We start from the raw sequence: 22,734 nt of genomic DNA on the forward strand, positions 1-22,734 counted from the left end.
AAGCCCGTCATCAAATCAATCCGTGCTCGTTCAGTGCCTGATGCGCTGAAAGCGGATCTTCAGCCAGGAACACGTTGGCGATTTCTGAAGTGCGTTCGGACAATTCGGCGTGGTGGATGTGCACGGTGGGGCCGGCGATCAAAGTCGGGCAACTGACGTTCGCCAGCAGCTTCGGCAACTGCGCCACTTGCATGGCCTTGCTGGAGTACAGCAGCACGCCTCGGGCCTGCAGATGTTCCACGGTCAGCGCCAGTTCTCCGGCCGGCAGTGGCCAGTCGAACACCTGCACCGGGCAATCGGCGCTGCTGATCAGCCACGCGCACAGCCACAGATGAGGCTCCAGTGGCAGGTCGGAATGGTTGATCAACAGCAACGGCGCCGAATGCAGCTGGCGGTTGTTGTGGTAGATGCGTGCGCCGAATTTGCTGCGCAGCCAGGAATAGAAAAACGTTCGCTCCATCTGCGCGCCGAACTGGCCTTGCCAGCGCTGTTCGAGCTCGGCCAGCATCGGCATCAGCAATTGCTCGCACAAGGTGCGTGGCGGATACAGTGCGATGGCCTGGTTGACGCTGTCATCGAGCGTGCGTTCGTTAAGCGCGCTGACCGCCGAAAGCAAGGTCTGTTGCAAACGCTGCCAATCGTTTTCCACGGTTTCGCTGAACGTTTGCGGCGCATCGAGCAATGGCTTGACCTGGCCGACCGCGACGCCACGGTTGAGCCAGGTAAGGACAGCCATGATTCGCTGCACATGTTCGGCGTTATACAGCCGGTGGCCCTTGGGCGTGCGTTGTGGCACTACCAGCCCGTAGCGGCGCTCCCACGCACGCAAGGTGATGGCGTTGACGCCGGTCTGCCGCGCGACTTCGCGGATCGGCAGCCAGCCCTCGTCGAGGGCTTTCTTGAAGTCGGCGCCGAGGTCTTCCTGGGCGCTGCTGTCGGTTTTATCGTTCATTAGATCGCGTTTCGCAGACTGAGGTTTTCCGGATGCGGTTGCAGGTAGACCTGCTGCGCGATGTACGGGTCCGGATGGAGTCGGAAGTGATGCTTTAGCAGGGTCAGCGGTACCACCAGTGGCACGATGCCCTGGCGGTACTGGCCGATGACTTGCTGCATTTCCTGTTTGTCTTCGGTGCTCAACGATTGTTTCAAATATCCGCTGAGGTGCAGCAGCACGTTGCAATGGGTGCCGCGCGTGGCGCATTTCTTCAGGGCCGCCATCAGCTCGCTGAAGTAGCGGGGGCCGAGCTCGGCGGGATCGCTGTCAGCCATGTTGCCGAGCAATTTGCCCAGGGTTTTGTATTGCAGCGGGTTGTGCGCCATCAGCAGGTATTTGTAGCGCGAGTGAAATTCGGTGAGCGCGCGGCGGGTCAGCCCTTGGGCGAGTACTTGCTGCCAGGCGCTGTAGGCGAGCACGCGGGTGATAAAGTTTTCACGCAACACCGGATCGTTCAGGCGCCCGGCTTCTTCCACCGGCAAGTCCGGATGCCGCGCGCAAAACGCCTGCGCGTAGATACCGCGCCCGCCGCCGTTCACCGGCGCGCCGTTGGCGTGATAAACCTTGACGCGTTCCAGCCCGCAGGACGGCGATTGCTGCATGAAGATGTAACCGCAAAGGTCTTGCAGCTCGCCGGCCATTTTTTCGCCGTATTCGGCCAACGGCCGGGTGACGTTGATAGTCGGATTTACGGTACCGACCGCCTCGGGTTGCTCAGGGTCGCCAACCAGACGAATCGGCTCACGGGGAATGCCCATGCCAATGGCGACTTCCGGGCACAACGGCACAAAGTCGAAATATTCAGCGAGGGTACGGCTGCACAGCCGCGATTCCTTGTGCCCGCCGTTGTAGCGCACTTCTTCGCCCAACAGGCAGGCGCTGATGGCGATCTTCGGCTTGGACAGGGAAGCAGTAGACATGAGCACCTCGGAATCTATACCTGTACAGCGTGTTATCGCTGTACAACTTTTCCTAAGCATAGATCCGTGGATGTACAAGTCAAATGATTTGTATAAGATTTTCGTGCGGCGCTGGATCTGTGGGAGCGAACCTGCTCGCGAAGGCGGTGGGGCAGTCGACGAATTCGAATCTGATACAGCGCTTTCGCGAGCAGGCTCGCTCCCACAAGGGAAATCTATTTCCAGCCGAGTAACCAGTGCTCGTTGTTTTTCAGCACCTGCCAGTCCAATCGTTCGGTGCGCTGTGTCAGCACCGCCTGCAGCTCGACCTCGAGCACCGTGCCTTCTTCGTCGCGGATCAGCTCAGTGACCAGAAAATGTTTCTCGCGGTTTTGCGGCTGGGCTGCTGTCCATTTCGATAGCAGCAATTTGCGCGGGTTGATGCGATTCATTGCAGACTTTCGTGCAAGCGCCGTGCAGCCTCCTGACCGCTGAGCCAGGCACCTTCGACGCGACCCGACAGGCACCAGTCGCCACAGGCGTACAGGCCCAGATCAACGTCGGCCAGTGTGGTCCATTCATGGCCGGTGGCGGGGCGGGCGTAGAGCCAGCGATGGGCAAGACTGAACGTTGGCGCAGGCATGGCGCTGTGCAGCAGCTCGGCGAAAGCGCCGTGAAGATGCTCGATCACCGCTTCCTTTGACAGGTCGATGTGTTGCCGGCTCCACGCGCTGGTCGCATGCAGCACCCACGTGTCGAGGGTGGTGTCGCGCCCGGGTTTACTGCGGTTGCGCGCCAGCCAGTCGAGCGGGCTGTCCTGCACGAAGCAGCCTTCCATTGGCGTATCCAGCGGTTTTTCAAAGGCCAGGGCGACGGCCCAGGTCGGGTCCATTTTCACCCCGGCGGCGACGCCTGCGAGTTTCGGTGCGGCAGCGAGCAGCGCGGTGGCTTGCGGCGCTGGCGTGGCAATCACCACATGGCTGAAGGGGCCGTGGGTGCCACCTTCAGCGTCTTGCAGGTGCCAGTGTTGTTCACCGCGATAGACTTCGGTAATGCGGCAAGCAAAGTGCACGTCCATGCCATCGAGCAGGCCACGGGTGATGGCGCTCATGCGCGGCGCGCCGACCCAGCGGGTCTGCTCGTCGGGCGACATGTTCAATTGCCCGCCCTGAAAGGTGTAGAGCTGCGGCGTCCATTCGGCGGCCCAGCCGAGGCTTTGCCAGCGTTGCACCTCGGTCACGAAGCGCCGGTCGCGCGCGGTGAAATATTGCGCACCCAGGTCCAGCGAGCCAGCGTCGCTGCGCTTGCTCGACATGCGGCCGCCGCTGCCGCGGCTTTTATCGAACAGTTGAACGGTATGCCCGGTCTCTGTCAGAGCCTGGGCGGCGGAGAGCCCGGCGATGCCGGTGCCGATGATTGCGATAGGTACAGTCATAGGGGCCTCGTTTACCTTTCTGTACAGACTACGCCGTGGATGAAACCTGTACAATTATGTTTTTTCGTATAAGTTCTAACATTCTCGTTTTGACAGCTTGGCCTATTGTTAAACCATAGAGCCTGCCCGAGAGAAAAGATCCCTGCCTATAAAAATAGACTAGTGATCCGGGTAAAACTCCACGCGAGGAAGATGTCATGCACATATTGCTGACCGGCGGTACTGGTTTGATTGGACGCGAGCTCTGCCGGCACTGGGTGGAGCAGGGACATCGCCTGACGGTGTGGAGTCGCCGTGCGGAAAAAGTCGCGCAGATCTGCGGCGCGCAGGTGCGTGGGATTTCGCGTCTTGAAGACCTCGGCGACGAGCCGCTGGACGCGATCGTCAATCTTGCCGGCGCGCCGATTGCCGATCGGCCCTGGACCCATCGGCGCAAGGCGCTGCTGTGGGGCAGTCGCATCACGCTCACGGAAACGTTGTTGGCGTGGCTTGAAACCCGCGCACAGAAACCGGCGTTGCTGATCTCCGGTTCGGCAATCGGCTGGTACGGCGATGGCGGCGAGCGTGAGCTGACGGAAGAATCGCCGCCCGGCATCGACGATTTCGCCAGCCAGCTGTGCATCGCCTGGGAAGAAACCGCCCTGCGCGCCGAGAATCTGGGCATACGCGTGGTGCTGTTACGAACCGGTCTGGTGCTGTCGGCCGAGGGCGGCTTTTTGTCGCGGTTGCTGCTGCCGTTCAAGCTCGGGCTGGGTGGGCCGTTGGGCAATGGTCGGCAGTGGATGCCGTGGATTCACATTGACGATCAAATCGCCCTGATTGATTTTCTTCTGCAGCGTCCTCAGGCGAGCGGTCCTTATAATGCCTGCGCGCCTGCACCTGTGCGCAACCGCGAATTTGCCAAAACGCTGGGCAGTGTATTGCACCGCCCGGCGTTCATGCCGATGCCGACCCTGGCGCTCAAGGTCATGCTCGGCGAGCTGTCACTGTTATTGCTCGGCGGCCAGCGCGCCACGCCGGCACGCTTGCTGGAAGCGGGTTTCACCTTCCGCTTTACGGACTTACGCGCGGCTTTGGATGATCTCTCCAGCCGCCTCTGAGATAGGACGTTGCATGACCGATCACGCTTTGCTTCTGGTCAACCTGGGCTCTCCGGCCTCCACCTCGGTGGCCGATGTGCGCAGCTACCTCAATCAATTTTTAATGGACCCGTACGTGATCGACCTGCCGTGGCCGGTGCGGCGCCTGCTGGTGTCGCTGATCCTGATCAAGCGGCCCGAGCAGTCGGCTCACGCCTACGCTTCGATCTGGTGGGAGGAGGGTTCGCCGCTGGTGGTGCTCAGCCGTCGTCTGCAACAGCAGGTGAAGGCGCAGTGGAACCACGGCCCGGTCGAACTGGCGATGCGCTACGGCGAGCCGTCGGTTCAGACCCGGTTGCTGGAGCTGGTCGCGGCGGGGCACAAGCGCATCACGCTCGCGCCGCTTTATCCACAGTTCGCCGACAGCACCACGACCACGGTGATCGAAGAAGCCAAGCGGGTGATTCGCGAGAAGAAACTCGATGTGCAGCTCTCGATCCTGCAACCGTTCTACGATCAGCCGGAATACCTCGATGCGCTGGTGGCCAGCGCCAAGCCCCATTTGCAGCAGGATTACGACCACCTGCTGCTGAGTTTCCATGGATTGCCCGAGCGCCATCTGACCAAACTCGACCCGACTGGCAATCACTGTTTCAAGAACGAAGACTGCTGCAAGAATGCTTCGCCAGCGGTGTTGGCCACCTGCTATCGCGCGCAATGCCTGCGCACGGCAGCGCTGTTTGCGGAGCGCATGGGCCTGCCGGATGGAAAATGGTCGGTATCGTTTCAGTCGCGACTGGGCCGCGCGAAATGGATCGAGCCGTACACGGAGGCGCGGCTGGATGAGCTGGCCAAAAGTGGCGTGAAAAAGATTCTGGTGATGTGCCCGGCGTTTGTGGCCGATTGCATCGAGACGCTGGAAGAGATTGGCGATCGCGGCAAGGAGCAGTTCCGCGAAGCGGGGGGGGAGGAGTTGGTGCTGCTGCCCTGTCTCAATGATGACCCGCAATGGGCCAAGGCGTTGGCTACCTTGTGCGAACGAGCGCCGCTGGCCCTCTGAAAGCCAAGAGCTTCGCGAGCAGGCTCGCTCCCACAGGAGAAATACATTCAAACCTGTGGGAGCGAGCCTGCTCGCGAATTGATCGTTCCCCCGCAGAGCGTGGGAACGATCATTGTGCAGGGTTAGATCAGCGGCTCATCCGGCTTCTTGTTCTTCCAGCCGTCATTGCCCGGCAGAATCAGGTTCAGCGCAATCGCTACCACCGCGCACAGCGCGATGCCTTTGAGGCCGAAGTCGTCCGGGCCGGTGCCGGTGCCGACCAGCACACCGCCGATACCAAACACCAGCGTCACCGAGACGATCACCAGATTGCGCGCCTCGCCCAGATCGATCTTGTGGCGGATCAGCGTGTTCATGCCCACCGCCGCGATCGAACCGAACAACAGACACAGAATTCCGCCCATCACCGGCACCGGAATGCTTTGCAGCAGCGCGCCGAACTTGCCGATGAACGCCAGGGTGATGGCGAAAATCGCCGCCCAGGTCATGATTTTCGGGTTGTAGTTTTTGGTCAGCATCACCGCGCCAGTCACTTCGGCGTAGGTGGTGTTCGGCGGGCCACCGAACAGGCCAGCCGCCGTGGTGGCAATGCCATCACCGAGCAGGGTGCGATGCAGGCCTGGCTTTTTCAGATAGTCGCGACCGGTCACGCTACCCACCGCGATCACGCCACCGATGTGTTCAATGGCCGGCGCCAGTGCCACGGGCACGATGAACAGAATCGCCTGCCAGTTGAATTCCGGCGCGGTGAAATGCGGCAGCGCGAACCAGGGCGCGGCGGCAATTTTCGCGGTGTCGACCACACCGAAATAGAAGGCCATGGCGAAACCGACCAGCACACCGGAAATGATGGGCACCAGACGGAAAATGCCCTTGCCGAACACCGCCACGATCAACGTCGTCAGGAGTGCCGGCATCGAAATCATCATCGCGGTCTGATAGTGAATCAGCTCGGCACCGTCGCCAGACTTGCCCATCGCCATGTTGGCGGCAATCGGCGCCATCGCCAGACCAATCGAAATGATCACCGGGCCGATCACCACGGGTGGCAGCAGGCGATCGATGAAACCGGTGCCTTTGATCTTCACGGCCAGGCCGAGGAAGGTGTAGACGAAACCGGCGGCCATCACACCGCCCATGGTCGCGGCCAGGCCAAACTGGCCCTTGGCGAGAATGATCGGCGTAATGAATGCGAAGCTCGACGCGAGAAACACCGGCACCTGACGCCCGGTGACGATCTGGAACAGGATCGTCCCCAGACCTGCGGTAAACAGTGCCACGTTCGGGTCAAGACCCGTGATCAGCGGCATCAGCACCAGAGCGCCGAAAGCCACGAACAGCATCTGGGCGCCGGACAGCACCGTGCGCCAGAGCGGATCGTTGAACTCTTGCTGCATGGTTACGCGTCCTTCTGCTTGGTGCCGAAGATCTTGTCACCGGCGTCGCCAAGCCCAGGAATGATGTAGCCGTGCTCGTTCAAGCGTTCGTCGATGGACGCGGTGTAGATAGTCACGTCCGGGTGCGCCTTTTCTACAGCAGCGATCCCTTCCGGCGCAGCAACCAGCACCATGGCGCGGATGTCGCGGCAGCCGGCCTTTTTCAGCAGGTCGATGGTGGCAACCATGGAGCTGCCGGTGGCGAGCATCGGGTCGATGATCATCGCCAGGCGTTCGTCGATTTCCGGAACCAGTTTTTCCAGATAAGTGTGCGCTTGCAGGGTTTCTTCATTGCGGGCAACGCCCACAGCGGAGACCTTGGCACCCGGGATCAGGCTCAGCACGCCTTCGAGCATGCCGATGCCGGCGCGCAGGATCGGCACGACGGTGATCTTCTTGCCGGCGATCTTCTCGACCGACACGGTGCCGCACCAACCGGCAATATCGTAGGATTCCAGTGGCAGGTCTTTGGTGGCTTCATAGGTCAGCAACGCACCGACTTCCTGAGCGAGCTCGCGGAAATTCTTGGTGCTGATGTCTGCGCGGCGCATCAGGCCGAGTTTATGACGGATCAGCGGGTGGCGGATCTCGAGGATGGGCATGGGAAAGGCTCCGGCGGCGGGCAAAAAAACCGGCCTAGATTAATCTATCCGAGGGTGATGTCCTATAGGACATAGAGTACGTTAGTCCATAAAGGCTTGATTCGGCCTCGCCGGATGCGTACCTTTGCCCGCTTTTCCGATTCCGAAGCCCCCCCTGGAGAGCGCCATGTCCGCTGATCTCGAGCATATCCGTCAAATCATGCGAGAGGCTGACTGCCTGTACACCGAGTCTGAAGTCGAGGCGGCCATCGCCCGTGTCGGTGCGCAAATCAACGAACAACTTGCTGACAGCAACCCGGTGGTGTTCTGCGTGATGAACGGCGGCCTGATCTTCTCTGGCAAGCTGCTGACCCATCTGCAATTCCCGCTGGAAGCGTCTTACTTGCACGCGACCCGTTATCGCAACGAAACCAGCGGCGGCGACCTGTTCTGGAAAGCCAAGCCGGAAGTGTCGTTCATCGACCGCGACGTGCTTATCATCGACGACATCCTCGACGAAGGTCACACCCTGGGCGCGATCATCGACTTCTGCAAACACGCCGGCGCACGCAAAGTGCACACCGCCGTGCTGATCGACAAGGATCACGACCGCAAGGCGCGTCCTGACTTGAAAGCCGATTTCGTCGGCCTGCCGTGCATCGACCGCTACATCTTTGGTTACGGCATGGACTACAAAGGCTACTGGCGCAACGCCAACGGGATCTACGCCGTTAAAGGCATGTAAGAACCTGCATTGCCCCCTGTGGGAGCGAGCCTGCTCGCGAAGGCGTCGTGTCAGTCAGCATCATTGAAAACTGACACACCGCTTTCGCGAGCAGGCTCGCTCCCACAGTTGTTTTTGTGTGTGCTGATCCTTGCGCGACACCCATGCTAGAGTGCTGGGCCCCACCCCCGGAGCCTGTCATGCGCCTCTTGACCCGCAGTCTCGCCGCCCTGTTTCTCGTTTTCAGCCTGCCGCTGTCCGCCGCGCCGATGCACAGCCAGTTCCTGCCGCCGGACGATCTGACGGTGCGTGATGCCGAGCCTGAACAGCAGCAACTGATGCAAGTCAGTGAATATTCGGTGGTGGTCAGTGCGCAGCGTCAATCGAATCAGCAGCCGATTCCGGTGACCTCATCGCTGATGATCCGCCTCAAGGGCAAATCCCTGAACAAGGGCGCGACGATCAATCAGGTGCTGGTGAGTTTCGATGGCGAAAGCAAAAGCCTGAAGAAACCGGTTTATGACGACAAAAGCAAAATCCTGACGCTATTTTACCCGCTGGCCCAGTACCGCACGGTGATCGATCTGCTGCGTAACGAAACCGTGTATGTGCAGTTTCTCGGTTACGCCAACGGCCACATCTGGGCCGATTTGCACACCGGGACTGTTCGGGCGCGTTGAGCCCTGAGCCTGCGCAGGGGTAAACTGCCGGCCCCGTGTCATGTCTGCGAGCTGGAGTCGGCAATGCGTAAAGATAAGAAACAAGTGATTGGTGACGAGATCGGCGATGAGCAGATCAAACTGTTCCTCGATTTTGAGCCGGTCGACGCCACTTCGCCGTCGCTGCACAAACTGATCAAGGCCTATCGTGGGCTGCGCATCGATGATTTCGAGCGGTTCTTGGGCTTCTTTGTTGCGGCCGGGTATGACGTTGATGGCAAGGATGAGCAGGGCAAGACTTTCGTTGACCTGATCGCCGACCAGCGCAATGCGGCCGAGTACATCGAACTGATCGAAAAATACCGCGCTTAGCGCCATCGCTGTGGCGAGGGAGCTTGCTCCCGCTTGAGTGCGCAGCGCTCACAAGATGTTGGGGCCGCTGCGCAGCCCAGCGGGACGGTGCGACAAGCTCCCTCGCCACAGAAGCCCTGGCGATGTTCAGGCATAAAAAAACGCCCCGCACTCAATGAGTACGGGGCGTTTTTTATGCGGCGTGATCAAGCGAAGCTTGGGGTCTCGCTGCTTTCTTCAACCAGTTCCAGGGCGATGTTGTTCTGCGTGTTGATCTTGCGATACAGCGCAGCATCGGTCTCCAGGACTTTTTCACGGGCCGGGAAGATTTCCGCCAATTTGCCCGCCCACTCACCGGACGCCTTGGTCGGGAAGCACTTCTCGATCAGTTCAAGCATGATCGAAACCGTCACCGAGGCGCCTGGGGATGCGCCGAGCAATGCAGCCAGCGAGCCATCTTTCGCTGCAACCAGTTCGGTACCGAACTGCAGAATGCCGCCCTTTTTCGGATCTTTCTTGATGATCTGCACCCGCTGACCGGCCACTTCCAGGCGCCAGTCTTCGGCTTTCGCCTCAGGGTAGAAGCGGCGCAGGGATTCGAGGCGCTGCTCCATCGACTGCATCACTTCGCTGACCAGGTACTTGGTCAGGTCCATGTTGTTTTTTGCCACCGCCAGCATCGGCCCGATGTTGCCGGCGCGAACCGACATCGGCAGGTCCATGAAGGAGCCGTGCTTGAGGAACTTGGTGGTGAAGCCGGCGTATGGCCCGAACAGCAGGGACTTCTTGCCGTCGACAACTCGCGTGTCCAGGTGAGGCACGGACATCGGCGGCGAACCAACGGCTGCCTGGCTGTAGACCTTGGCCTGGTGATGTTTGACCACTTCAGGGTTGTCGCAACGCAGCCACTGGCCGCTGATCGGGAAGCCACCGAAGCCTTTGCTTTCTTCGATGCCCGAGGCTTGCAGCAACGGCAGGGCGGCACCACCCGCGCCGAGGAAGACGAATTTGGCGTCGACCTCGCGGCTGGCGCCGCTGTTGACGTCCTTGATGCTGACCGTCCAGCCGGCGCCGTTACGCTTGAGGCCGGTGACGCGCTTGCAGTATTTGACCTGGGTATCCGGCGCGCTGGTCAGGTGCTTGAGCAACTGATTGGTCAGGGCGCCGAAGTTGACGTCGGTGCCGTTCATCACGCGGGTCGCGGCGAGGACTTCGTCCGGCGAACGGCCCGGCATCATCAACGGCATCCACTCGGCCATCTTGCCTTTGTCTTCGGTGTATTCCATGTCGGCAAACGCGTGGTGCCTGCTCAACACGTTGAAGCGTTCCTTGAGGAACGACACACCGCTGTCGCCCTGGACAAAACTCAGGTGCGGCACCGGGCTGATGAAGGATTTGCACGAGCCGAACGTGCCTTTTTTGGTCAGGTACGACCAGAACTGCTTCGACACCTCGAACTGGGTGTTGATGTGCACGGCTTTCTTGATGTCGACGCTGCCATCGGCGGCCTGCGGCGTGTAGTTCAGCTCGCACAGGCCGGCGTGGCCGGTACCGGCGTTGTTCCACGGATTGGAACTCTCGGCAGCACCGGAATCCATCAGCTCGACGACTTCCAGCTTGATCGCGGAGTCGAGCTCTTTGAGCAGCACGGCCAGGGTGGCACTCATGATGCCGGCCCCTACCAGAACTACGTCGACTGCTTCGTTATGCGCCATTTAACGCGTCTCCCAAATCTGCAGCACCAAATTGTCGGCATGGCTGCCAGGCGTTCCAGGGCAGGTCAGTGGGCCCGGGCAATCCGTGGTCAGGTTGGCCATGTCCGAATCTTCGCAATTTTTCGCAACTTCGACGGATGCGTGCGGCCTGGTTTCAAGCGTTCAATGAACGCATTTTCGCGCAGGGCTGGCAATTCGACTTATGGTCGAGACATCCGTTTTCGTGCAACCAAATCCGTAGCGGACAGGCTTCAGGCTCCGGTATTCGAGGTATGACCGGTCCTGTGTCGTTGGGCTGTTTCAGACGCTAATGGTGCATGTTCAGACGCAAAACTATTCATTTGCTCGCCACACTCTTGTGAAGTTGTGAAAACCCGTTTTTTTCACGCTCTTTTGAAGACGTGAACCTCAAAAAGGGCTGTCCTGGCCTGGCACCCTGCCCGCAAGGGCAAATAACGCGGTGGCCGAGCGAATGACAGCTCTGCAGATTCGCGGAAAGCGGGGTTTTGCCGGAAGAACAGGCAAGCGCGCCAACTTCACTCGATCTGTGTGGGCGGCTCTCTGTGGGCGATTTTGATGTCGATGCATGCGCATTGACGCTGTTGCGGGGCCCGATCAGGAGACGTCCTTATAATCGGGGGGAGATTGTAGCGAAGAAATGCGCGCAGTTGCTCGTGTTTAATGACTTTAATTAGGCATCCGGTCAGATGCTCAACTGAACCTGCGCTCGTGCGCGTGGTTGCCGCTGTGCGACCCGGGCGCTGGCGGGCAATGGCTGATGCAACCAGGTGAGGCGGATTTCTTCGATTTCCACCCAGCCGTCACCCATCGGTTGCAGGCTGCACTGTTTGAATGCCTGGCAGCGACCGTTGCGGTCGAGCAGGGCGAAGCAGCGATGCAGCGGGCGTGGCGCGAACAGCGAGATCAGATAACGCATGGCAGAGTTCCTTGTTGGAGGACTGCTTTGAAGCTTGCCTTCGCGCCGTGACGTCGCGGTGTATGGACGGTGAAGAATGTGTGACAGGAACCGCCTTGGGCGGGGTTTGTCAGACATTGCAGTATTCACTGTGCGGCGCTGGTTACGCGCAGTGGCCCACCGCTATACTGCCGGCCTGTTTGTGCCTGATTCTGGAGAGAAGAGCATGTTGCAACGCCTGTTGTTCGGTTTGATCACTGTCGCCGGTTTGACCCTGGCCGGCTGCGCCCACAGCCCGCAACAACTGAATCCGGAGCCGAAGCTGACCACGCAACTGGCTCCGGTCGGCCGCGGCCAGCCTGTCATCGTGCGCGTGGTTGACGGTCGCCCGTCGCCAACCCTGGGCACCCGTGGCGGTTTGTACCCGGAAACCAGCGCCATTACCGTGCAGCGCGAGCAGATCCTGCCGAAACTGCAGGCTCAGGCTGAAGCCGCCGTGCGTCTGCTCGGCTTCACCCCGACCACCAGCGCGCCCAACGCGCCGCAGCTGACCGTGACCCTGGCCGAACTGAAGTACCAGTCGCCGAAAGAAGGCATGTACGTGACCGAAGCGACCATCGGCGCAACCTTCCGCTCCGACGTGCAGAACGCCAACCGCCGCTACAGCGGCCGTTACGGTGCGTCGCTGGATCAGCGTTTCGGCATGGCGCCGAATCAGGAAACCAATACCAAACTGGTCAGCGACGTGTTGAGCGATGCGCTGACACGGTTGTTCAAGGATCCGACCGTAGGTCAGGTTCTCGCCGAGTAAGTTTTCGGCCGATGTGAAAAAGCCCGGAGCCAGTGATGGTTCCGGGCTTTTTTTATGCCTTTCGAATTCATTCCGTTAAACCCGTCTCCTGCACTGGGTGCGGGGTGTCAGGCGGCCTGGGAGTAGAAGTCGAGCACGCTGACGCCGGTCAGCAAATCGGTCTCGGGCAGATCCGCATGTTGATGCCCGCCCAGCGCGCAATACACCAGCCAATGGCGGTCCTGAACATTGAAGGCGAGGCTGCCGACGAGGCTTTGTTGTTCGTCGTAGGGAGTAATGAGGTACAGACGATCCTGGTTTTCAGCGTGAAGCATGTCGCGTTCCATGTGTGTTTCGAGGCGCGCAGGGTGGCGCATCCACATGACGATGCCATGACACAGGACAGCCATCGGTCGATTGGCGAGTTATTTGTCGTAAAGGCAAGGCGCCAGTGACGGGTTTCGGTAGAATCGCGCCGCGGTCGTCGGTCCGGCGTCCGCCACACCGATTACGTTTGAGGTCTGTGATGTCGCTGCATTTGATGACGCTGTTTACCGCCCATCCCGCCAAATTGATCAACCTGCTTGCACTGTTGCTGGCTTTTCCCGGCAGTTGGCTGCTGCACGCGACACGCCGCCGTGAACAACGCGCGCAGGCCAGCATTGCCGCTCAGCGTCAGGCACAACCCAATGCCGAACCGATGCTCGATTGGGCGACCTTGCGCATGAACCGGTTCTTCTATCGTTTTGGTTTCGCCTGCCTGGGGCTTGCCCTGATCATTTCCTGGATCAGCACCCGCTTTTAAAAGCTGAGTACGAAACCCCTGTGGCGAGGGAGCCTTGTCGAATCGTCGCACCGTCCCGCTGGGCTGCGAAGCGGCCCCAGGATGTCGTGAGCGCTGCGCACTCAAGCGGGAGCAAGCTCCCTCGCCACAGAGATGTTTGCCATAACTGCTTACAGTGGCAGCCCAGCCTTGACCCGATATTGATTGCGTACCGGCGTCGCGTATTGCAGCACCAGATACGGACGATGCTCCTCGGGGCAGGCGTCGAGCCGGCTCTGCCATTCTTCCTGCGCCTTGGCCAGTTCATCGGCCGGGAACACCTCGGCCGCCTGCGGCACATTCAATTGCGGATCGGCATCGGCCCACTGCGCGTATGCCAGGTAATGCACCGGGAACAGGCGATAGCCGCCGAGAATCTGCTTGTCCATTTCGATCGCCAATTGCTTGGTGTCTTCGAACAGCTCTGTGATCGGTGCGGCGAAGTTCACGTGCACGCGGCCCTTGTAGCCCGTGATCCCCTTGGCGATGCTCACATCATCTTCGCCCGGCGACTTGGCGTAGGTGCCGGTGGTGGCGCGGATGTACAACTCACGGGCCTTAGCCTGGTCGCACGGGTCGTATTCATAGCTGATCGACACCGGCGTCACGTTCAGCGAACGAATCACCTCACCGAACGGCTCGTCCTTGCGGCTCATGTGGAACATCTTGAGGATCGCCGACTCGGTGCGGTCATCGCCATCTTTCGCCCGGCCTTCAGCCTGCGCAATCCAGATCGAGGCGCAGTCGTTGCGGATCGAGTGGTTGATGTACGCCGACAGCAACTGATACGCCGCCATCTTCTCGCGACGACCGGTGATCGAACGGTGCACGATGAAACTCTTGTTCAAACGCATCAAGTCACTGACAAACGGCTTCTGCAGCAGGTTGTCGCCAATAGCGATGCGCGGCGTCGGCAGGCCGGCGTGGTACACGGCGTAGTTGACGAAGGCCGGGTCCATGACGATATCGCGGTGGTTGGCAATGAACAGGTAAGCGCTGCCGGACTTGAATTGCTCGACACCGGTATACGTCACGCCATCAGTGGCGCGCTCGATAGTGTGGTCGACGTAAAACTCGACTTTGTCCTGCAGGGTCGCCACCGATGTCACGTCGGCGAACTCACGACGCAGCCGATGGGCTATAAGAGGTTTGAGCATCCAGCCGAAGGGACCGGCAAAACGCGGGAAGCGGAAGTGGGTGAGGATATCTAGAAACGCCTTGTCGCCGAGCAGCCTTGCCAGTACCGCAGGTACTTCGCTGTCGTCGTAAGGTCGGATGGCATCGAATTCGCCCATCATGCTCTCTTGTTGGAAACGGCTAGGGTAAGTAAAAGGGTTTGATTCACAAACCGCAGGGCACGGCCTGAAAAAATAGCCAGACAAAAATAGCCCTGCAAATAGACCGGCGATTATACGCACAAGTCACTAGGGAGACCGCGATGCTGGAAGCTGCTGTTTATGAATGTCCTTATTGTGGGGAGCAGGTCGAGACATCACTGGATCTGTCCGCCGGTGACCAGACCTATATCGAGGACTGTCAGGTGTGTTGTCGGCCGGTCACGTTTGTCCTGCAAGTTCATGGAGATGAGTGGCACCTGGAAGTCTTCAGCGAAAACGAGTGAGGGGCGTGTATGCAGCGAATCTACGAACCGGCGAACCTGATGGAAGGCGAAATGCTCAAGGGCATGCTCGCCAGCGAAGGCATCGAGGCGCACCTGGTGGGGCAGAACCTGCTCGGCGGCACGGGCGAACTGCCGATTTTTGGCCTGTTGGGCCTGTCGGTCGACAACGATCAGGCGGAATACGCCCGCGAACTGATCACTGCGTACAATGCCGCGCTGCCGCTGCCCGGTGACGAACCGGAGAGCTTCCCCGGGACGCTGGTCTGTTAGGCTGACGTTCGTTTTATTCTTGAGTCGTGTTGCGCCATGTGTGGACGTTATGCCCTGTTTCGCTGGAACCGTGATTTTGCGGCCCTGCCAGGTTTTCCCGCCGATCAGCAGGCGCAGTGGAACATTTCCCCCAATGATTCGGTGTTGATGCTGCGTGCTGCTGAAGACGGCCAGCGCACGTTGGCCCGTGCCCGCTGGGGGCTGACGCCGCCATGGCTGACCGATCTGTCGCGCACGCCGGCCCATGCACGCGCGGAAACCGTGGCGGAGCAGCCGATGTTTCGTGAGGCCCTGCGCCTGCGACGCTGTCTGCTGCCTGCAAACGGTTTTTATGAATGGCGCGGCACACAGCGCAAGCGCCCGTATTGGCTGACGCCGGGGGAGGGCTCGTCGCTTTTCTTTGCCGCGATCTGGGAGGCGTATCCGGTGCAGGAGCAAGTCTGGCTGAGTACGGCCGTGATCACCCAATCGGCCTCCAGCCAGCGCCGACCATTGATTCTCGATGAAGCGGGGCAGGCGGCATGGCTCGATCCGGACACGCCGCTGCATACCCTGCAAGCGCTGCTCGCCAGCGAACCCGCCGCGTTGCGCGAGCGGGTGCTGGCGAACCTGATCAACGATCCAAAGCTCAACGGGCCGGAGTGTCTCACCCCGGGCTGATATGAAAAGCGAAAAGATCGTCCGATCGCGGCCCGAGCCTTCGGCAGCTCTGGCGCCGATACCATTACCCGCCTAGGATACGCTTCAGGTTTTAAGGGAGCTTTTGAATGAACAAGACATTGGTTGTAAGTGCGCTGAGCGCGGCGCTGTTGCTGGTCGGTTGCCAGTCGGTCAACACCACGAGCGGCGGTGCCGTGGGCGTGGAGCGCAAGCAATACATGTTCAGCATGCTGTCCTCGCAAGAGGTCGACCAGATGTACGCCCAGTCCTACCAGAAGACCATCGGCGAAGCGTCGAGCAAAGGGGTGCTGGACAAGACCAGTCCGGAAGCCAGACGGGTCCAGGCCATCGCCAACCGCCTGATCGCGCAGGCACCGACCTTCCGCCCGGATGCTGCGCAGTGGCAGTGGGAAGTCAATCTGATCAAGAGCGATGAGCTCAACGCCAACTGCGGCCCTGGCGGCAAGATCATTTTCTACACCGGGCTGATCGACAGCCTGAAGCTGAACGACGATGAAATCGCCGCGATCATGGGCCATGAAATCGCCCACGCCTTGCGCGAACACGGTCGTGAAGCGATGTCCAAGGCCTACGGCATGGAAATGGCGAAGCAGGGCGCCGGTGCCTTGTTCGGTCTGGGTCAGGACAGCCTGGCGCTGGCCGACACCGTGGCCAACTACGGCATGACCCTGCCCAACAGCCGCGCCAACGAGAACGAAGCGGACCTGATCGGCCTCGAGCTGGCCGCGCGGGCCGGGTACAACCCGAACGCGGCGATCACGTTGTGGAACAAGATGAGCAAGGCTTCGGAAGGCTCGCCGCCGGAATTCATGAGCACCCACCCGGCCTCGGCCAGTCGGATTGCCTCGTTGCAGGCGGCGATTCCGAAGGTAATGCCGTTGTACGAAAAAGCGCCGAAGTCCTGATGATCCGTCAGCGCGGCTGACGCCCCATTCGCGAGCAGGCTCGCTCCTACAATTGAAATGCGATCCAATGTGGGAGCGAGCCTGCTCGCGAAGAACGATGACGCGGTTACCGGGCGATCCGGTTAAACCCAGCCACTGCTCTGCATCGCTTTATAAACCGCAACAATCGCCAGAATCATGAACGCCGAAGCCGCCAGGCGTCGGATCAGGGTCAGCGGCAACTTGTCCGCGGCAAAATTACCCGCCAGTACCACCGGCACGTTGGCGATCAGCATGCCGACCGTGGTGCCGATAATCACCAGCCACAGTTCCGGATACTGCGCAGCGAGCATCACTGTGGCGATCTGCGTCTTGTCGCCGATTTCGGCAAGGAAGAACGCAATCAGCGTGGTCAGAAATGGCCCGAACTTGCGCGCCGTGCTGGCTTCGTCGTCATCCATTTTGTCCGGGACCAGCGTCCACAGCGCCGTGGCGGCGAAGCTCGCCGCGAGAATCCAGTGCAGGACGGAGTCGGAGAAAAAGCCGCCGACCCAGGCACCTACCGCACCGGCTGCTGCGTGGTTGGCCAGCGTCGCGGCGACAATCCCGGCAATGATTGGCCAGGGTTTGCGAAAGCGAGCGGCGAGAATCAGCGCGAGCAGTTGCGTCTTGTCGCCGATTTCGGCCAAGGCAACGATAGCGGTGGGAACGAGTAACGAGTCCAGCATCAGGGATTTCCTAAGGGGCGGGTCGACACGGCTATGACACGTACAGCCTTCCCGCCCCGGGTAAGGTGTGCGTGTCATAGGTCTTGTCAAACCCTGCGATCCGTCTGTTGCGGACGCTTGGGTCGCATACGCCATGATCTGAGGATCAAGTATGTTGACGTATGCCGGACGAGCTTGGTGCTCGTGGGAGACTACTCCCCTAGGACGGAGCGGATTCTGCCTAGGCAAATCCGATAGAGCAAGCCTCTTTTTAAAACGGGTTTCAGCCGCGCTTGGCCCGGTAAATGCGAAAACCGTTGCCCTCGGCCTTGATCGCGCAGATCCCCAGATGCTCCTCGATCAACGGCTGATACTTGAGGAAGCTGTTGGCGACAAGGCGCAGTTCACCACCGTTTTTCAGATGTTTGGCCGCTTTTCGCAGCAAGTTCTCGGTGGCGAAATAATCGGTGTGGACACCGACATGGAACGGCGGGTTGCTCAGAATTGCGCTCAGGCCCATCGGTGCGGCGTCGATGCCATCGCCGGTCAGCACTTCGGCCTCGAGACCATTGGCGGCCAGGGTCAGACGGCTGCTGGCGGCGGCGAATGCGTCGACATCCAGCAACGTCACCTGATTGTGCGGATAGCGACGTTTGACCGCAGCTCCCAGCACACCCGCGCCGCAGCCGAAATCGAGCAGATGCCCGCTTGGCAGTTTGTCCAGATGCTCCAGCAGCAGGGCGCTGCCGCGATCCAGTCGGCCGTGGCTGAACACGCCCGGCAGGCTGATGACTTTCAGCGGGCCTTCGGCCAGCGGTAGCTCGTATGTTTGCGCGAGGCTTTCCAGCGATTTCACTTCAGGCGTGTTGGCCACGGTCACTTGCCACAGCTGACAGTGACGCGCGCTGTCGAGTTTGCGCGGCTTGCCGAACGGGTTGAGCTGCTTGGAGGCGCCTTCAATGCCACTGCGCTTCTCCCCGACCAGAAACACTTCCCGCCCGGCCAGACGCGACGCCACGGCGTTGAGGATGTAATCGGTCAGGTCTTTGGACTTGGGCAGAAACACCACCGCACTGTCGAACTCGCGCTCCGGCGCATTCACACCGAAATGACTGCGCCCTTCGAAACGCGCGTCCAGCGCGGCCTGATCTCCAGCGTGCCAGCACCAGCCGAATGCATTGGGCAGGCGCCCGAGCAAATCGTCGGCGGGCAAGCCGGCCAGCAACAGCGAACCCTGAAATAACTCGGCCTGACGAAGCAGTACTTCACTGCGCGGATCCATAACTGCTCCTCGAAAAAAAAGTGCCGCAGTTTATCAACTGACGACCCGCAGCGCCTTAGCGTTGAAGAACGCCTGGGCGTTTTCGCTCAGTTGCCCGACGATACGCTGGCGCGCCTCGCGGCTGCCCCAGGCGTTGTGCGGTGTGACGATCAGGCGTGGGATATCCGCCGCCAGCAGCGGATTGCCCTGGCTCGGTGGCTCTACGCTCAACACATCGGTTGCCGCGCCGCCCAGATGGCCATTGCGCAGAGCGTCGGCCAGCGCCTGTTCATCGATCAGGCCGCCTCGGGCCGTGTTGATCACAAACGCACCCGGTTTCATCGAAGCCAGTTCGCGGGCGCCGATGAAATGGCGGGTGTGTTCGTTGAGCGGGCAGTGCAGGGTGAGCGCATCGACTTGCGGCAGCAGTTCATCGAGCGGCAAGCGGTCTGGCCGAGCCGGACGGCCCGGAATCTGCCCAAGCAGCACGCGCATGCCGAAGGCTTCGGCCAGTCGCGCCACGGCACTGCCGAGTTCGCCATGCCCGAGCAGGCCGAGGGTTTTGCCTTGCAGTTCCACGATCGGGTAGTCGAGCAGGCAGAACTGCTTCGCCTGCTGCCAGCGGCCCGCGCCCACGGCTTTCTGATAATCGGCCAGGCGCGTGGCGAGATTGAGCAGCAGCATGATCGTGTGTTGCGCCACCGACGGCGTGCCATAACCCTGACAGTTGCACACGGTGATGCCGTGGGCGCGGGCGGCGGCGAGGTCAACGTTGTTGGTACCGGTGGCGCTGATCAGGATCAGTTTCAGCTGCGGGTTGGCGACCATGGCGGCAGCGTCGATCACGATTTTGTTGGTGATCGCCACGCTGGCGCCTTGCAGGCGTTCGCTGAGCTGCTCGGGCAGGGTCTGGGCGAACAGTTGCAGATCGCTGAAGCATTCGCGCAACGGACCAAGGTCCAGGTCGCCGAGATCCAGCGAAGGGTGATCAAGGAATACCGCGCGGCGCGTGTTCGTCATCAACTGTACCTTTTGTGCTGTGAGCGGAGGGCGTACTCTGCCGAGCCTACCAGATGAAACAAATTGATACGCCTGGCCGAAAGGAGCCCCCATGTACTGGACCGAGTTCTTGACCGTTGCACTGATCCACCTGCTCGCCGTCGCCAGCCCGGGTCCGGATTTTGCCGTGGTGGTGCGCGAAAGTGTGACCCATGGTCGCCGGGCCGGCACCTGGACTGCGCTGGGCGTGGGCTCGGCGATTTTCCTGCATGTCGGCTATTCGTTGCTCGGCATCGGTTTGATCGTGTCGCAATCGATCGTGCTGTTCAACGCGCTGAAGTGGGCGGCGGCCGCGTATTTGCTGTACATCGGCTTCAAGGCCCTGCGCGCGCAACCGGCAAAAACGGTGGCCGATGATCTGCACAAAGAAGTCGGCGAGCGCACCGCGCGTGGCGCCTTCACATCAGGCTTTGTGACCAATGGCCTGAACCCGAAAGCCACGCTGTTCTTCCTTTCGCTGTTCACCGTCGTGATCAACCCGCACACGCCGCTGACCGTGCAGGCCGGTTACGGCGTGTACCTGGCATTGGCGACGGCCATCTGGTTTTGCCTGGTGGCCATGCTGTTCAGCCAGCAGCGCGTGCGTGCCGGCTTCGCCCGCATGGGACACTGGTTCGACCGCACCATGGGCGCGGTGCTGATTGCTCTCGGCGTGAAAATCGCGTTTACCGAGATGCACTGATAACTGGAACACATTAATTCCTGTGGGAGCGAGCCTGCTCGCGAAAACGCTAGTCCAGTCACCAAGATGTCGACTGATCCGACGCCTTCGCGAGCAGGCTCGCTCCCACAGGTCGTGTTTTCTCCAACTTCGGCCCGAAATGCTGGCTCAAAGCTAGCATTTGTTCGGCTCTGCAAATCATTCCTTTGGCTGATTTGACGGTCACGCAGGCGCATTAGAGTACGAATCTCTCCGCCAACACCGTGCAGTCAGAAAAGGGATTCTTATGTTGCAGACTCGGGTCATTCCGCCGGCCGATGGGGCCTACCAGTATCCATTGCTGATCAAACGGCTGCTGATGTCTGGCGCCCGTTATGAGAAAACCCGTGAAATCATCTACCGTGACCAGTTGCGCTACAGCTATCCGACCCTGATCGAACGGGTGGCGCGGCTGGCCAATGTGCTCACGACGGCCGGTGTAAAGGCCGGTGACACGGTCGCGGTGATGGACTGGGACAGCCATCGTTATCTGGAATGCATGTTTGCCATTCCGATGATCGGCGCGGTGATTCACACGATCAACGTGCGCCTGTCGCCCGAGCAGATCCTCTACACCATGAACCACGCAGAGGACCGCTTCGTGCTCGTCAACTGCGAGTTCGTCGGGCTGTATAAGGCCATCGCGCCGCAGCTGACCACCGTCGAGAAAACCCTGCTGCTGACCGATCTGCCGGAAAAAACCGCTGACCTGCCGAACCTTGTCGGCGAGTACGAAGAACTGCTGGCCGCCGCCAGCCCGCAGTACGACTTTCAGGACTTCGACGAAAACTCGGTCGCCACAACGTTCTACACCACCGGCACTACCGGCAACCCGAAAGGCGTGTACTTCACCCATCGGCAACTGGTGCTGCACACCATCGGCGTGGCGACGATCATGGGCTCGATCGACAGCGTGCGCCTGCTCGGCACCAACGATGTGTACATGCCGATCACGCCGATGTTTCACGTCCACGCGTGGGGCTTGCCGTACGTGGCGACCATGCTCGGGCTCAAGCAGGTCTATCCGGGGCGCTACGATCCGGAGTATCTGGTGGAGTTGTGGCGCAAGGAGAAGGTCACGTTCTCCCATTGCGTGCCGACCATCCTGCAGATGTTGCTGAACGCCAAGGCCGCACAAAGCACCGACTTTGGCGGTTGGAAAATCGTCATCGGCGGCAGCGCGCTCAACCGCTCCCTCTATGAAAACGCCAAGGCTCGCGGCATTCAGCTGACGGCGGCGTATGGCATGTCCGAAACCGGGCCGCTGGTGTCCTGCGCGCACCTTAACGACGAACTGATGGCCGGCACCGAAGACGAGCGCACCACGTACCGAATCAAGGCGGGTGTGCCGGGGCCGCTGGTGGAGGCAGCCATCGTCGACGGCGAGGGCAACTTCCTTCCGGCCGACGGCGAAACCCAGGGCGAACTGGTGCTGCGTGCGCCATGGCTGACCGAAGGGTATTTCAAAGAACCGCAAAAAGGCGCTGAGCTCTGGTCCGGCGGCTGGTTGCACACCGGCGACGTCGCAACGCTCGACAGCATGGGCGTGATCGATATTCGTGACCGGATCAAGGATGTCATCAAGACCGGCGGCGAGTGGATTTCATCTCTGGACCTCGAAGACCTGATCAGCCGGCATGGGGCGGTACGCGAAGTAGCAGTGGTGGGTATCGCGGACCCGCAGTGGGGCGAGCGCCCGTTTGCTTTGCTGGTGGTCCGCGAAGGGCAAGTGATCGGGGCGAAAGAACTAAAGGAACACCTCAAGCCGTTCGTCGAACTGGGGCACTTGAGCAAGTGGGCCATTCCCAGTCAGATTGCCCTTGTTACTGAAATTCCCAAGACCAGTGTCGGCAAGCTCGACAAGAAACGCATCCGCCTCGACATCACCGAATGGCAGGCCAACAACAGCACCTTCCTCTCGACACTTTAAGTGCCTGCTGGCGCGCCGAAAGTGGCGCGCCAGACCCACCAAGCAAGCGCTTGGCTTGTGAAATCGAAAAAATCAGCCATCCTTTGCCTGCCGACCTGTGTCGGACTGGCGAAAGGACTGTTCCAGAGTGGTTGGCGACTGCAAATCACACTTTAGAGG

At 60.4% G+C, this 22,734-nt stretch carries 26 protein-coding genes and 1 riboswitch; of the genes, 13 read left to right on the top strand and 13 right to left on the bottom strand.

Features of this window, described 5'->3' with window-relative positions; translation table 11 throughout:
• Positions 1–10 precede the first annotated feature (10 nt).
• The 4 genes from HU727_RS24600 to HU727_RS24615 form a co-directional block, all read right to left on the bottom strand.
• Entirely contained in the window at positions 11–952 is a 942-nt protein-coding gene (locus HU727_RS24600; RefSeq protein WP_186530507.1) for a MerR family transcriptional regulator, read from the bottom strand.
• Positions 952–1,914: a YbgA family protein gene (locus HU727_RS24605; RefSeq protein WP_186530505.1), complete on the bottom strand. Its 963-nt coding sequence runs from the start codon at positions 1,912–1,914 to the stop codon at positions 952–954. The genes HU727_RS24600 and HU727_RS24605 overlap by 1 nt, the downstream gene beginning before the upstream one ends.
• A 215-nt stretch (positions 1,915–2,129) precedes the next feature.
• Positions 2,130–2,345, bottom strand: coding sequence for a TIGR02450 family Trp-rich protein (locus HU727_RS24610; RefSeq protein ID WP_186530503.1), 216 nt, complete (start codon positions 2,343–2,345; stop codon positions 2,130–2,132).
• Positions 2,342–3,328, bottom strand: a complete 987-nt coding sequence (locus HU727_RS24615; protein ID WP_186530501.1) for an NAD(P)/FAD-dependent oxidoreductase — start codon at positions 3,326–3,328, stop codon at positions 2,342–2,344. The genes HU727_RS24610 and HU727_RS24615 overlap by 4 nt, the downstream gene beginning before the upstream one ends.
• Before the next feature lie 197 nt (positions 3,329–3,525).
• Between HU727_RS24615 and HU727_RS24620 the strand changes: the two genes are divergently transcribed.
• On the top strand, positions 3,526–4,428 hold the full coding sequence (locus tag HU727_RS24620; protein ID WP_186530499.1) for a TIGR01777 family oxidoreductase: 903 nt from the start codon (positions 3,526–3,528) through the stop codon (positions 4,426–4,428).
• 13 nt (positions 4,429–4,441) lie between these two features.
• Positions 4,442–5,467, top strand: coding sequence for a ferrochelatase (gene hemH, locus HU727_RS24625; protein ID WP_186530497.1), 1,026 nt, complete (start codon positions 4,442–4,444; stop codon positions 5,465–5,467).
• Between the two features lie 122 nt (positions 5,468–5,589).
• On the opposite strand, the gene HU727_RS24630 is transcribed toward hemH, so the two are convergent.
• Together HU727_RS24630 and upp are read right to left on the bottom strand one after the other, a co-directional pair.
• A complete protein-coding gene (locus tag HU727_RS24630; RefSeq protein ID WP_186530496.1) occupies positions 5,590–6,864 on the bottom strand; it encodes a uracil-xanthine permease family protein in 1,275 nt (424 codons plus the stop codon).
• A gap of 2 nt (positions 6,865–6,866) precedes the next feature.
• Entirely contained in the window at positions 6,867–7,505 is a 639-nt protein-coding gene (gene upp, locus HU727_RS24635; protein ID WP_090286199.1) for a uracil phosphoribosyltransferase, read from the bottom strand.
• 166 nt (positions 7,506–7,671) lie between these two features.
• Here upp and HU727_RS24640 point away from each other — a divergent pair, with 166 nt between their 5' ends.
• From HU727_RS24640 to HU727_RS24650, 3 genes are all read left to right on the top strand, one after another.
• Positions 7,672–8,229 (top strand): hypoxanthine-guanine phosphoribosyltransferase, encoded by a 558-nt coding sequence (locus HU727_RS24640; protein WP_016773231.1) that lies wholly within the window; start codon positions 7,672–7,674, stop codon positions 8,227–8,229.
• A gap of 179 nt (positions 8,230–8,408) precedes the next feature.
• Entirely contained in the window at positions 8,409–8,888 is a 480-nt protein-coding gene (locus HU727_RS24645) for a hypothetical protein (RefSeq protein WP_186530494.1), read from the top strand.
• A gap of 63 nt (positions 8,889–8,951) precedes the next feature.
• Positions 8,952–9,239: a PA4642 family protein gene (locus tag HU727_RS24650; RefSeq protein WP_186530492.1), complete on the top strand. Its 288-nt coding sequence runs from the start codon at positions 8,952–8,954 to the stop codon at positions 9,237–9,239.
• Between the two features lie 185 nt (positions 9,240–9,424).
• On the opposite strand, the gene mqo is transcribed toward HU727_RS24650, so the two are convergent.
• Together mqo and HU727_RS24660 are read right to left on the bottom strand one after the other, a co-directional pair.
• Complete coding sequence (gene mqo / locus HU727_RS24655) at positions 9,425–10,933, bottom strand: malate dehydrogenase (quinone) (RefSeq protein ID WP_186530490.1); 1,509 nt, start codon at positions 10,931–10,933, stop codon at positions 9,425–9,427.
• A gap of 703 nt (positions 10,934–11,636) precedes the next feature.
• Entirely contained in the window at positions 11,637–11,870 is a 234-nt protein-coding gene (locus HU727_RS24660) for a hypothetical protein (protein ID WP_186530488.1), read from the bottom strand.
• A gap of 205 nt (positions 11,871–12,075) precedes the next feature.
• On the opposite strand from HU727_RS24660, the gene HU727_RS24665 reads away from it, so the two are divergent.
• Entirely contained in the window at positions 12,076–12,660 is a 585-nt protein-coding gene (locus HU727_RS24665; RefSeq protein ID WP_186530486.1) for a YajG family lipoprotein, read from the top strand.
• 107 nt (positions 12,661–12,767) lie between these two features.
• On the opposite strand, the gene HU727_RS24670 is transcribed toward HU727_RS24665, so the two are convergent.
• Positions 12,768–12,974 (bottom strand): hypothetical protein, encoded by a 207-nt coding sequence (locus tag HU727_RS24670; RefSeq protein WP_008083982.1) that lies wholly within the window; start codon positions 12,972–12,974, stop codon positions 12,768–12,770.
• A 191-nt stretch (positions 12,975–13,165) separates the two neighbouring features.
• On the opposite strand from HU727_RS24670, the gene HU727_RS24675 reads away from it, so the two are divergent.
• Positions 13,166–13,444: a hypothetical protein gene (locus HU727_RS24675; RefSeq protein ID WP_186530483.1), complete on the top strand. Its 279-nt coding sequence runs from the start codon at positions 13,166–13,168 to the stop codon at positions 13,442–13,444.
• Between the two features lie 149 nt (positions 13,445–13,593).
• Here HU727_RS24675 and HU727_RS24680 read toward each other — a convergent pair whose 3' ends face one another.
• Positions 13,594–14,757 (bottom strand): 1-acyl-sn-glycerol-3-phosphate acyltransferase, encoded by a 1,164-nt coding sequence (locus tag HU727_RS24680; protein WP_186530481.1) that lies wholly within the window; start codon positions 14,755–14,757, stop codon positions 13,594–13,596.
• Between the two features lie 143 nt (positions 14,758–14,900).
• Between HU727_RS24680 and HU727_RS24685 the strand changes: the two genes are divergently transcribed.
• From HU727_RS24685 to HU727_RS24700, 4 genes are all read left to right on the top strand, one after another.
• Positions 14,901–15,083 carry a CPXCG motif-containing cysteine-rich protein gene (locus tag HU727_RS24685; RefSeq protein WP_186530479.1) on the top strand — a complete coding sequence of 61 codons (183 nt, stop codon included), beginning with the start codon at positions 14,901–14,903 and terminating at the stop codon, positions 15,081–15,083.
• A 9-nt stretch (positions 15,084–15,092) separates the two neighbouring features.
• Positions 15,093–15,353: a putative signal transducing protein gene (locus HU727_RS24690; protein WP_186530477.1), complete on the top strand. Its 261-nt coding sequence runs from the start codon at positions 15,093–15,095 to the stop codon at positions 15,351–15,353.
• Positions 15,354–15,389: 36 nt separating this feature from the next.
• Positions 15,390–16,013, top strand: a complete 624-nt coding sequence (locus tag HU727_RS24695; protein ID WP_186530476.1) for an SOS response-associated peptidase — start codon at positions 15,390–15,392, stop codon at positions 16,011–16,013.
• Positions 16,014–16,120: 107 nt separating this feature from the next.
• The gene (locus tag HU727_RS24700) at positions 16,121–16,939 is read left to right on the top strand and encodes a M48 family metallopeptidase (protein WP_186530473.1); all 819 of its coding nucleotides are present in this window, start codon (positions 16,121–16,123) and stop codon (positions 16,937–16,939) included.
• A gap of 122 nt (positions 16,940–17,061) precedes the next feature.
• Here HU727_RS24700 and HU727_RS24705 read toward each other — a convergent pair whose 3' ends face one another.
• The 3 genes from HU727_RS24705 to HU727_RS24715 all read right to left on the bottom strand — a co-directional run bounded on the left by HU727_RS24705 (position 17,062) and on the right by HU727_RS24715 (position 19,906).
• Positions 17,062–17,646 (bottom strand): TMEM165/GDT1 family protein, encoded by a 585-nt coding sequence (locus tag HU727_RS24705; protein WP_186530471.1) that lies wholly within the window; start codon positions 17,644–17,646, stop codon positions 17,062–17,064.
• A gap of 88 nt (positions 17,647–17,734) precedes the next feature.
• A riboswitch (yybP-ykoY riboswitch) is annotated at positions 17,735–17,859 on the bottom strand.
• A 49-nt stretch (positions 17,860–17,908) separates the two neighbouring features.
• Positions 17,909–18,907, bottom strand: a complete 999-nt coding sequence (locus HU727_RS24710) for a methyltransferase (protein ID WP_186530469.1) — start codon at positions 18,905–18,907, stop codon at positions 17,909–17,911.
• A 33-nt stretch (positions 18,908–18,940) separates the two neighbouring features.
• Complete coding sequence (locus HU727_RS24715) at positions 18,941–19,906, bottom strand: 2-hydroxyacid dehydrogenase (RefSeq protein ID WP_186530467.1); 966 nt, start codon at positions 19,904–19,906, stop codon at positions 18,941–18,943.
• 91 nt (positions 19,907–19,997) lie between these two features.
• On the opposite strand from HU727_RS24715, the gene HU727_RS24720 reads away from it, so the two are divergent.
• Both HU727_RS24720 and HU727_RS24725 read left to right on the top strand, forming a co-directional pair.
• Positions 19,998–20,627, top strand: a complete 630-nt coding sequence (locus tag HU727_RS24720; protein WP_186530465.1) for a LysE family translocator — start codon at positions 19,998–20,000, stop codon at positions 20,625–20,627.
• A gap of 265 nt (positions 20,628–20,892) precedes the next feature.
• Positions 20,893–22,575 (top strand): fatty acid--CoA ligase, encoded by a 1,683-nt coding sequence (locus HU727_RS24725; RefSeq protein ID WP_186530463.1) that lies wholly within the window; start codon positions 20,893–20,895, stop codon positions 22,573–22,575.
• Positions 22,576–22,734: the final 159 nt, after the last annotated feature.

This window comes from Pseudomonas khorasanensis (genome assembly GCF_014268505.2).
GTDB classification, from domain to species: Bacteria; Pseudomonadota; Gammaproteobacteria; order Pseudomonadales; family Pseudomonadaceae; genus Aquipseudomonas; species Aquipseudomonas khorasanensis.

Bases quoted from the DNA above. Each gene is read 5' to 3' on its own strand.
- HU727_RS24680 (WP_186530481.1), bottom strand. From the start codon at position 14,757: ATGGGCGAATTCGATGCCATCCGACCTTACGACGACAGCGAAGTACCT.
- HU727_RS24670 (WP_008083982.1), bottom strand. From the start codon at position 12,974: ATGCTTCACGCTGAAAACCAGGATCGTCTGTACCTCATTACTCCCTAC.
- HU727_RS24620 (WP_186530499.1), top strand. From the start codon at position 3,526: ATGCACATATTGCTGACCGGCGGTACTGGTTTGATTGGACGCGAGCTC.
- HU727_RS24715 (WP_186530467.1), bottom strand. From the start codon at position 19,906: ATGACGAACACGCGCCGCGCGGTATTCCTTGATCACCCTTCGCTGGAT.
- HU727_RS24665 (WP_186530486.1), top strand. From the start codon at position 12,076: ATGTTGCAACGCCTGTTGTTCGGTTTGATCACTGTCGCCGGTTTGACC.
- HU727_RS24615 (WP_186530501.1), bottom strand. From the start codon at position 3,328: ATGACTGTACCTATCGCAATCATCGGCACCGGCATCGCCGGGCTCTCC.
- HU727_RS24690 (WP_186530477.1), top strand. From the start codon at position 15,093: ATGCAGCGAATCTACGAACCGGCGAACCTGATGGAAGGCGAAATGCTC.
- HU727_RS24610 (WP_186530503.1), bottom strand. From the start codon at position 2,345: ATGAATCGCATCAACCCGCGCAAATTGCTGCTATCGAAATGGACAGCA.
- HU727_RS24720 (WP_186530465.1), top strand. From the start codon at position 19,998: ATGTACTGGACCGAGTTCTTGACCGTTGCACTGATCCACCTGCTCGCC.
- upp (WP_090286199.1), bottom strand. From the start codon at position 7,505: ATGCCCATCCTCGAGATCCGCCACCCGCTGATCCGTCATAAACTCGGC.
- HU727_RS24695 (WP_186530476.1), top strand. From the start codon at position 15,390: ATGTGTGGACGTTATGCCCTGTTTCGCTGGAACCGTGATTTTGCGGCC.
- HU727_RS24705 (WP_186530471.1), bottom strand. From the start codon at position 17,646: ATGCTGGACTCGTTACTCGTTCCCACCGCTATCGTTGCCTTGGCCGAA.
- hemH (WP_186530497.1), top strand. From the start codon at position 4,442: ATGACCGATCACGCTTTGCTTCTGGTCAACCTGGGCTCTCCGGCCTCC.
- HU727_RS24685 (WP_186530479.1), top strand. From the start codon at position 14,901: ATGCTGGAAGCTGCTGTTTATGAATGTCCTTATTGTGGGGAGCAGGTC.
- HU727_RS24640 (WP_016773231.1), top strand. From the start codon at position 7,672: ATGTCCGCTGATCTCGAGCATATCCGTCAAATCATGCGAGAGGCTGAC.
- HU727_RS24725 (WP_186530463.1), top strand. From the start codon at position 20,893: ATGTTGCAGACTCGGGTCATTCCGCCGGCCGATGGGGCCTACCAGTAT.
- HU727_RS24630 (WP_186530496.1), bottom strand. From the start codon at position 6,864: ATGCAGCAAGAGTTCAACGATCCGCTCTGGCGCACGGTGCTGTCCGGC.
- HU727_RS24645 (WP_186530494.1), top strand. From the start codon at position 8,409: ATGCGCCTCTTGACCCGCAGTCTCGCCGCCCTGTTTCTCGTTTTCAGC.
- HU727_RS24710 (WP_186530469.1), bottom strand. From the start codon at position 18,907: ATGGATCCGCGCAGTGAAGTACTGCTTCGTCAGGCCGAGTTATTTCAG.
- HU727_RS24675 (WP_186530483.1), top strand. From the start codon at position 13,166: ATGTCGCTGCATTTGATGACGCTGTTTACCGCCCATCCCGCCAAATTG.
- HU727_RS24650 (WP_186530492.1), top strand. From the start codon at position 8,952: ATGCGTAAAGATAAGAAACAAGTGATTGGTGACGAGATCGGCGATGAG.
- HU727_RS24700 (WP_186530473.1), top strand. From the start codon at position 16,121: ATGAACAAGACATTGGTTGTAAGTGCGCTGAGCGCGGCGCTGTTGCTG.
- mqo (WP_186530490.1), bottom strand. From the start codon at position 10,933: ATGGCGCATAACGAAGCAGTCGACGTAGTTCTGGTAGGGGCCGGCATC.
- HU727_RS24660 (WP_186530488.1), bottom strand. From the start codon at position 11,870: ATGCGTTATCTGATCTCGCTGTTCGCGCCACGCCCGCTGCATCGCTGC.
- HU727_RS24605 (WP_186530505.1), bottom strand. From the start codon at position 1,914: ATGTCTACTGCTTCCCTGTCCAAGCCGAAGATCGCCATCAGCGCCTGC.
- HU727_RS24600 (WP_186530507.1), bottom strand. From the start codon at position 952: ATGAACGATAAAACCGACAGCAGCGCCCAGGAAGACCTCGGCGCCGAC.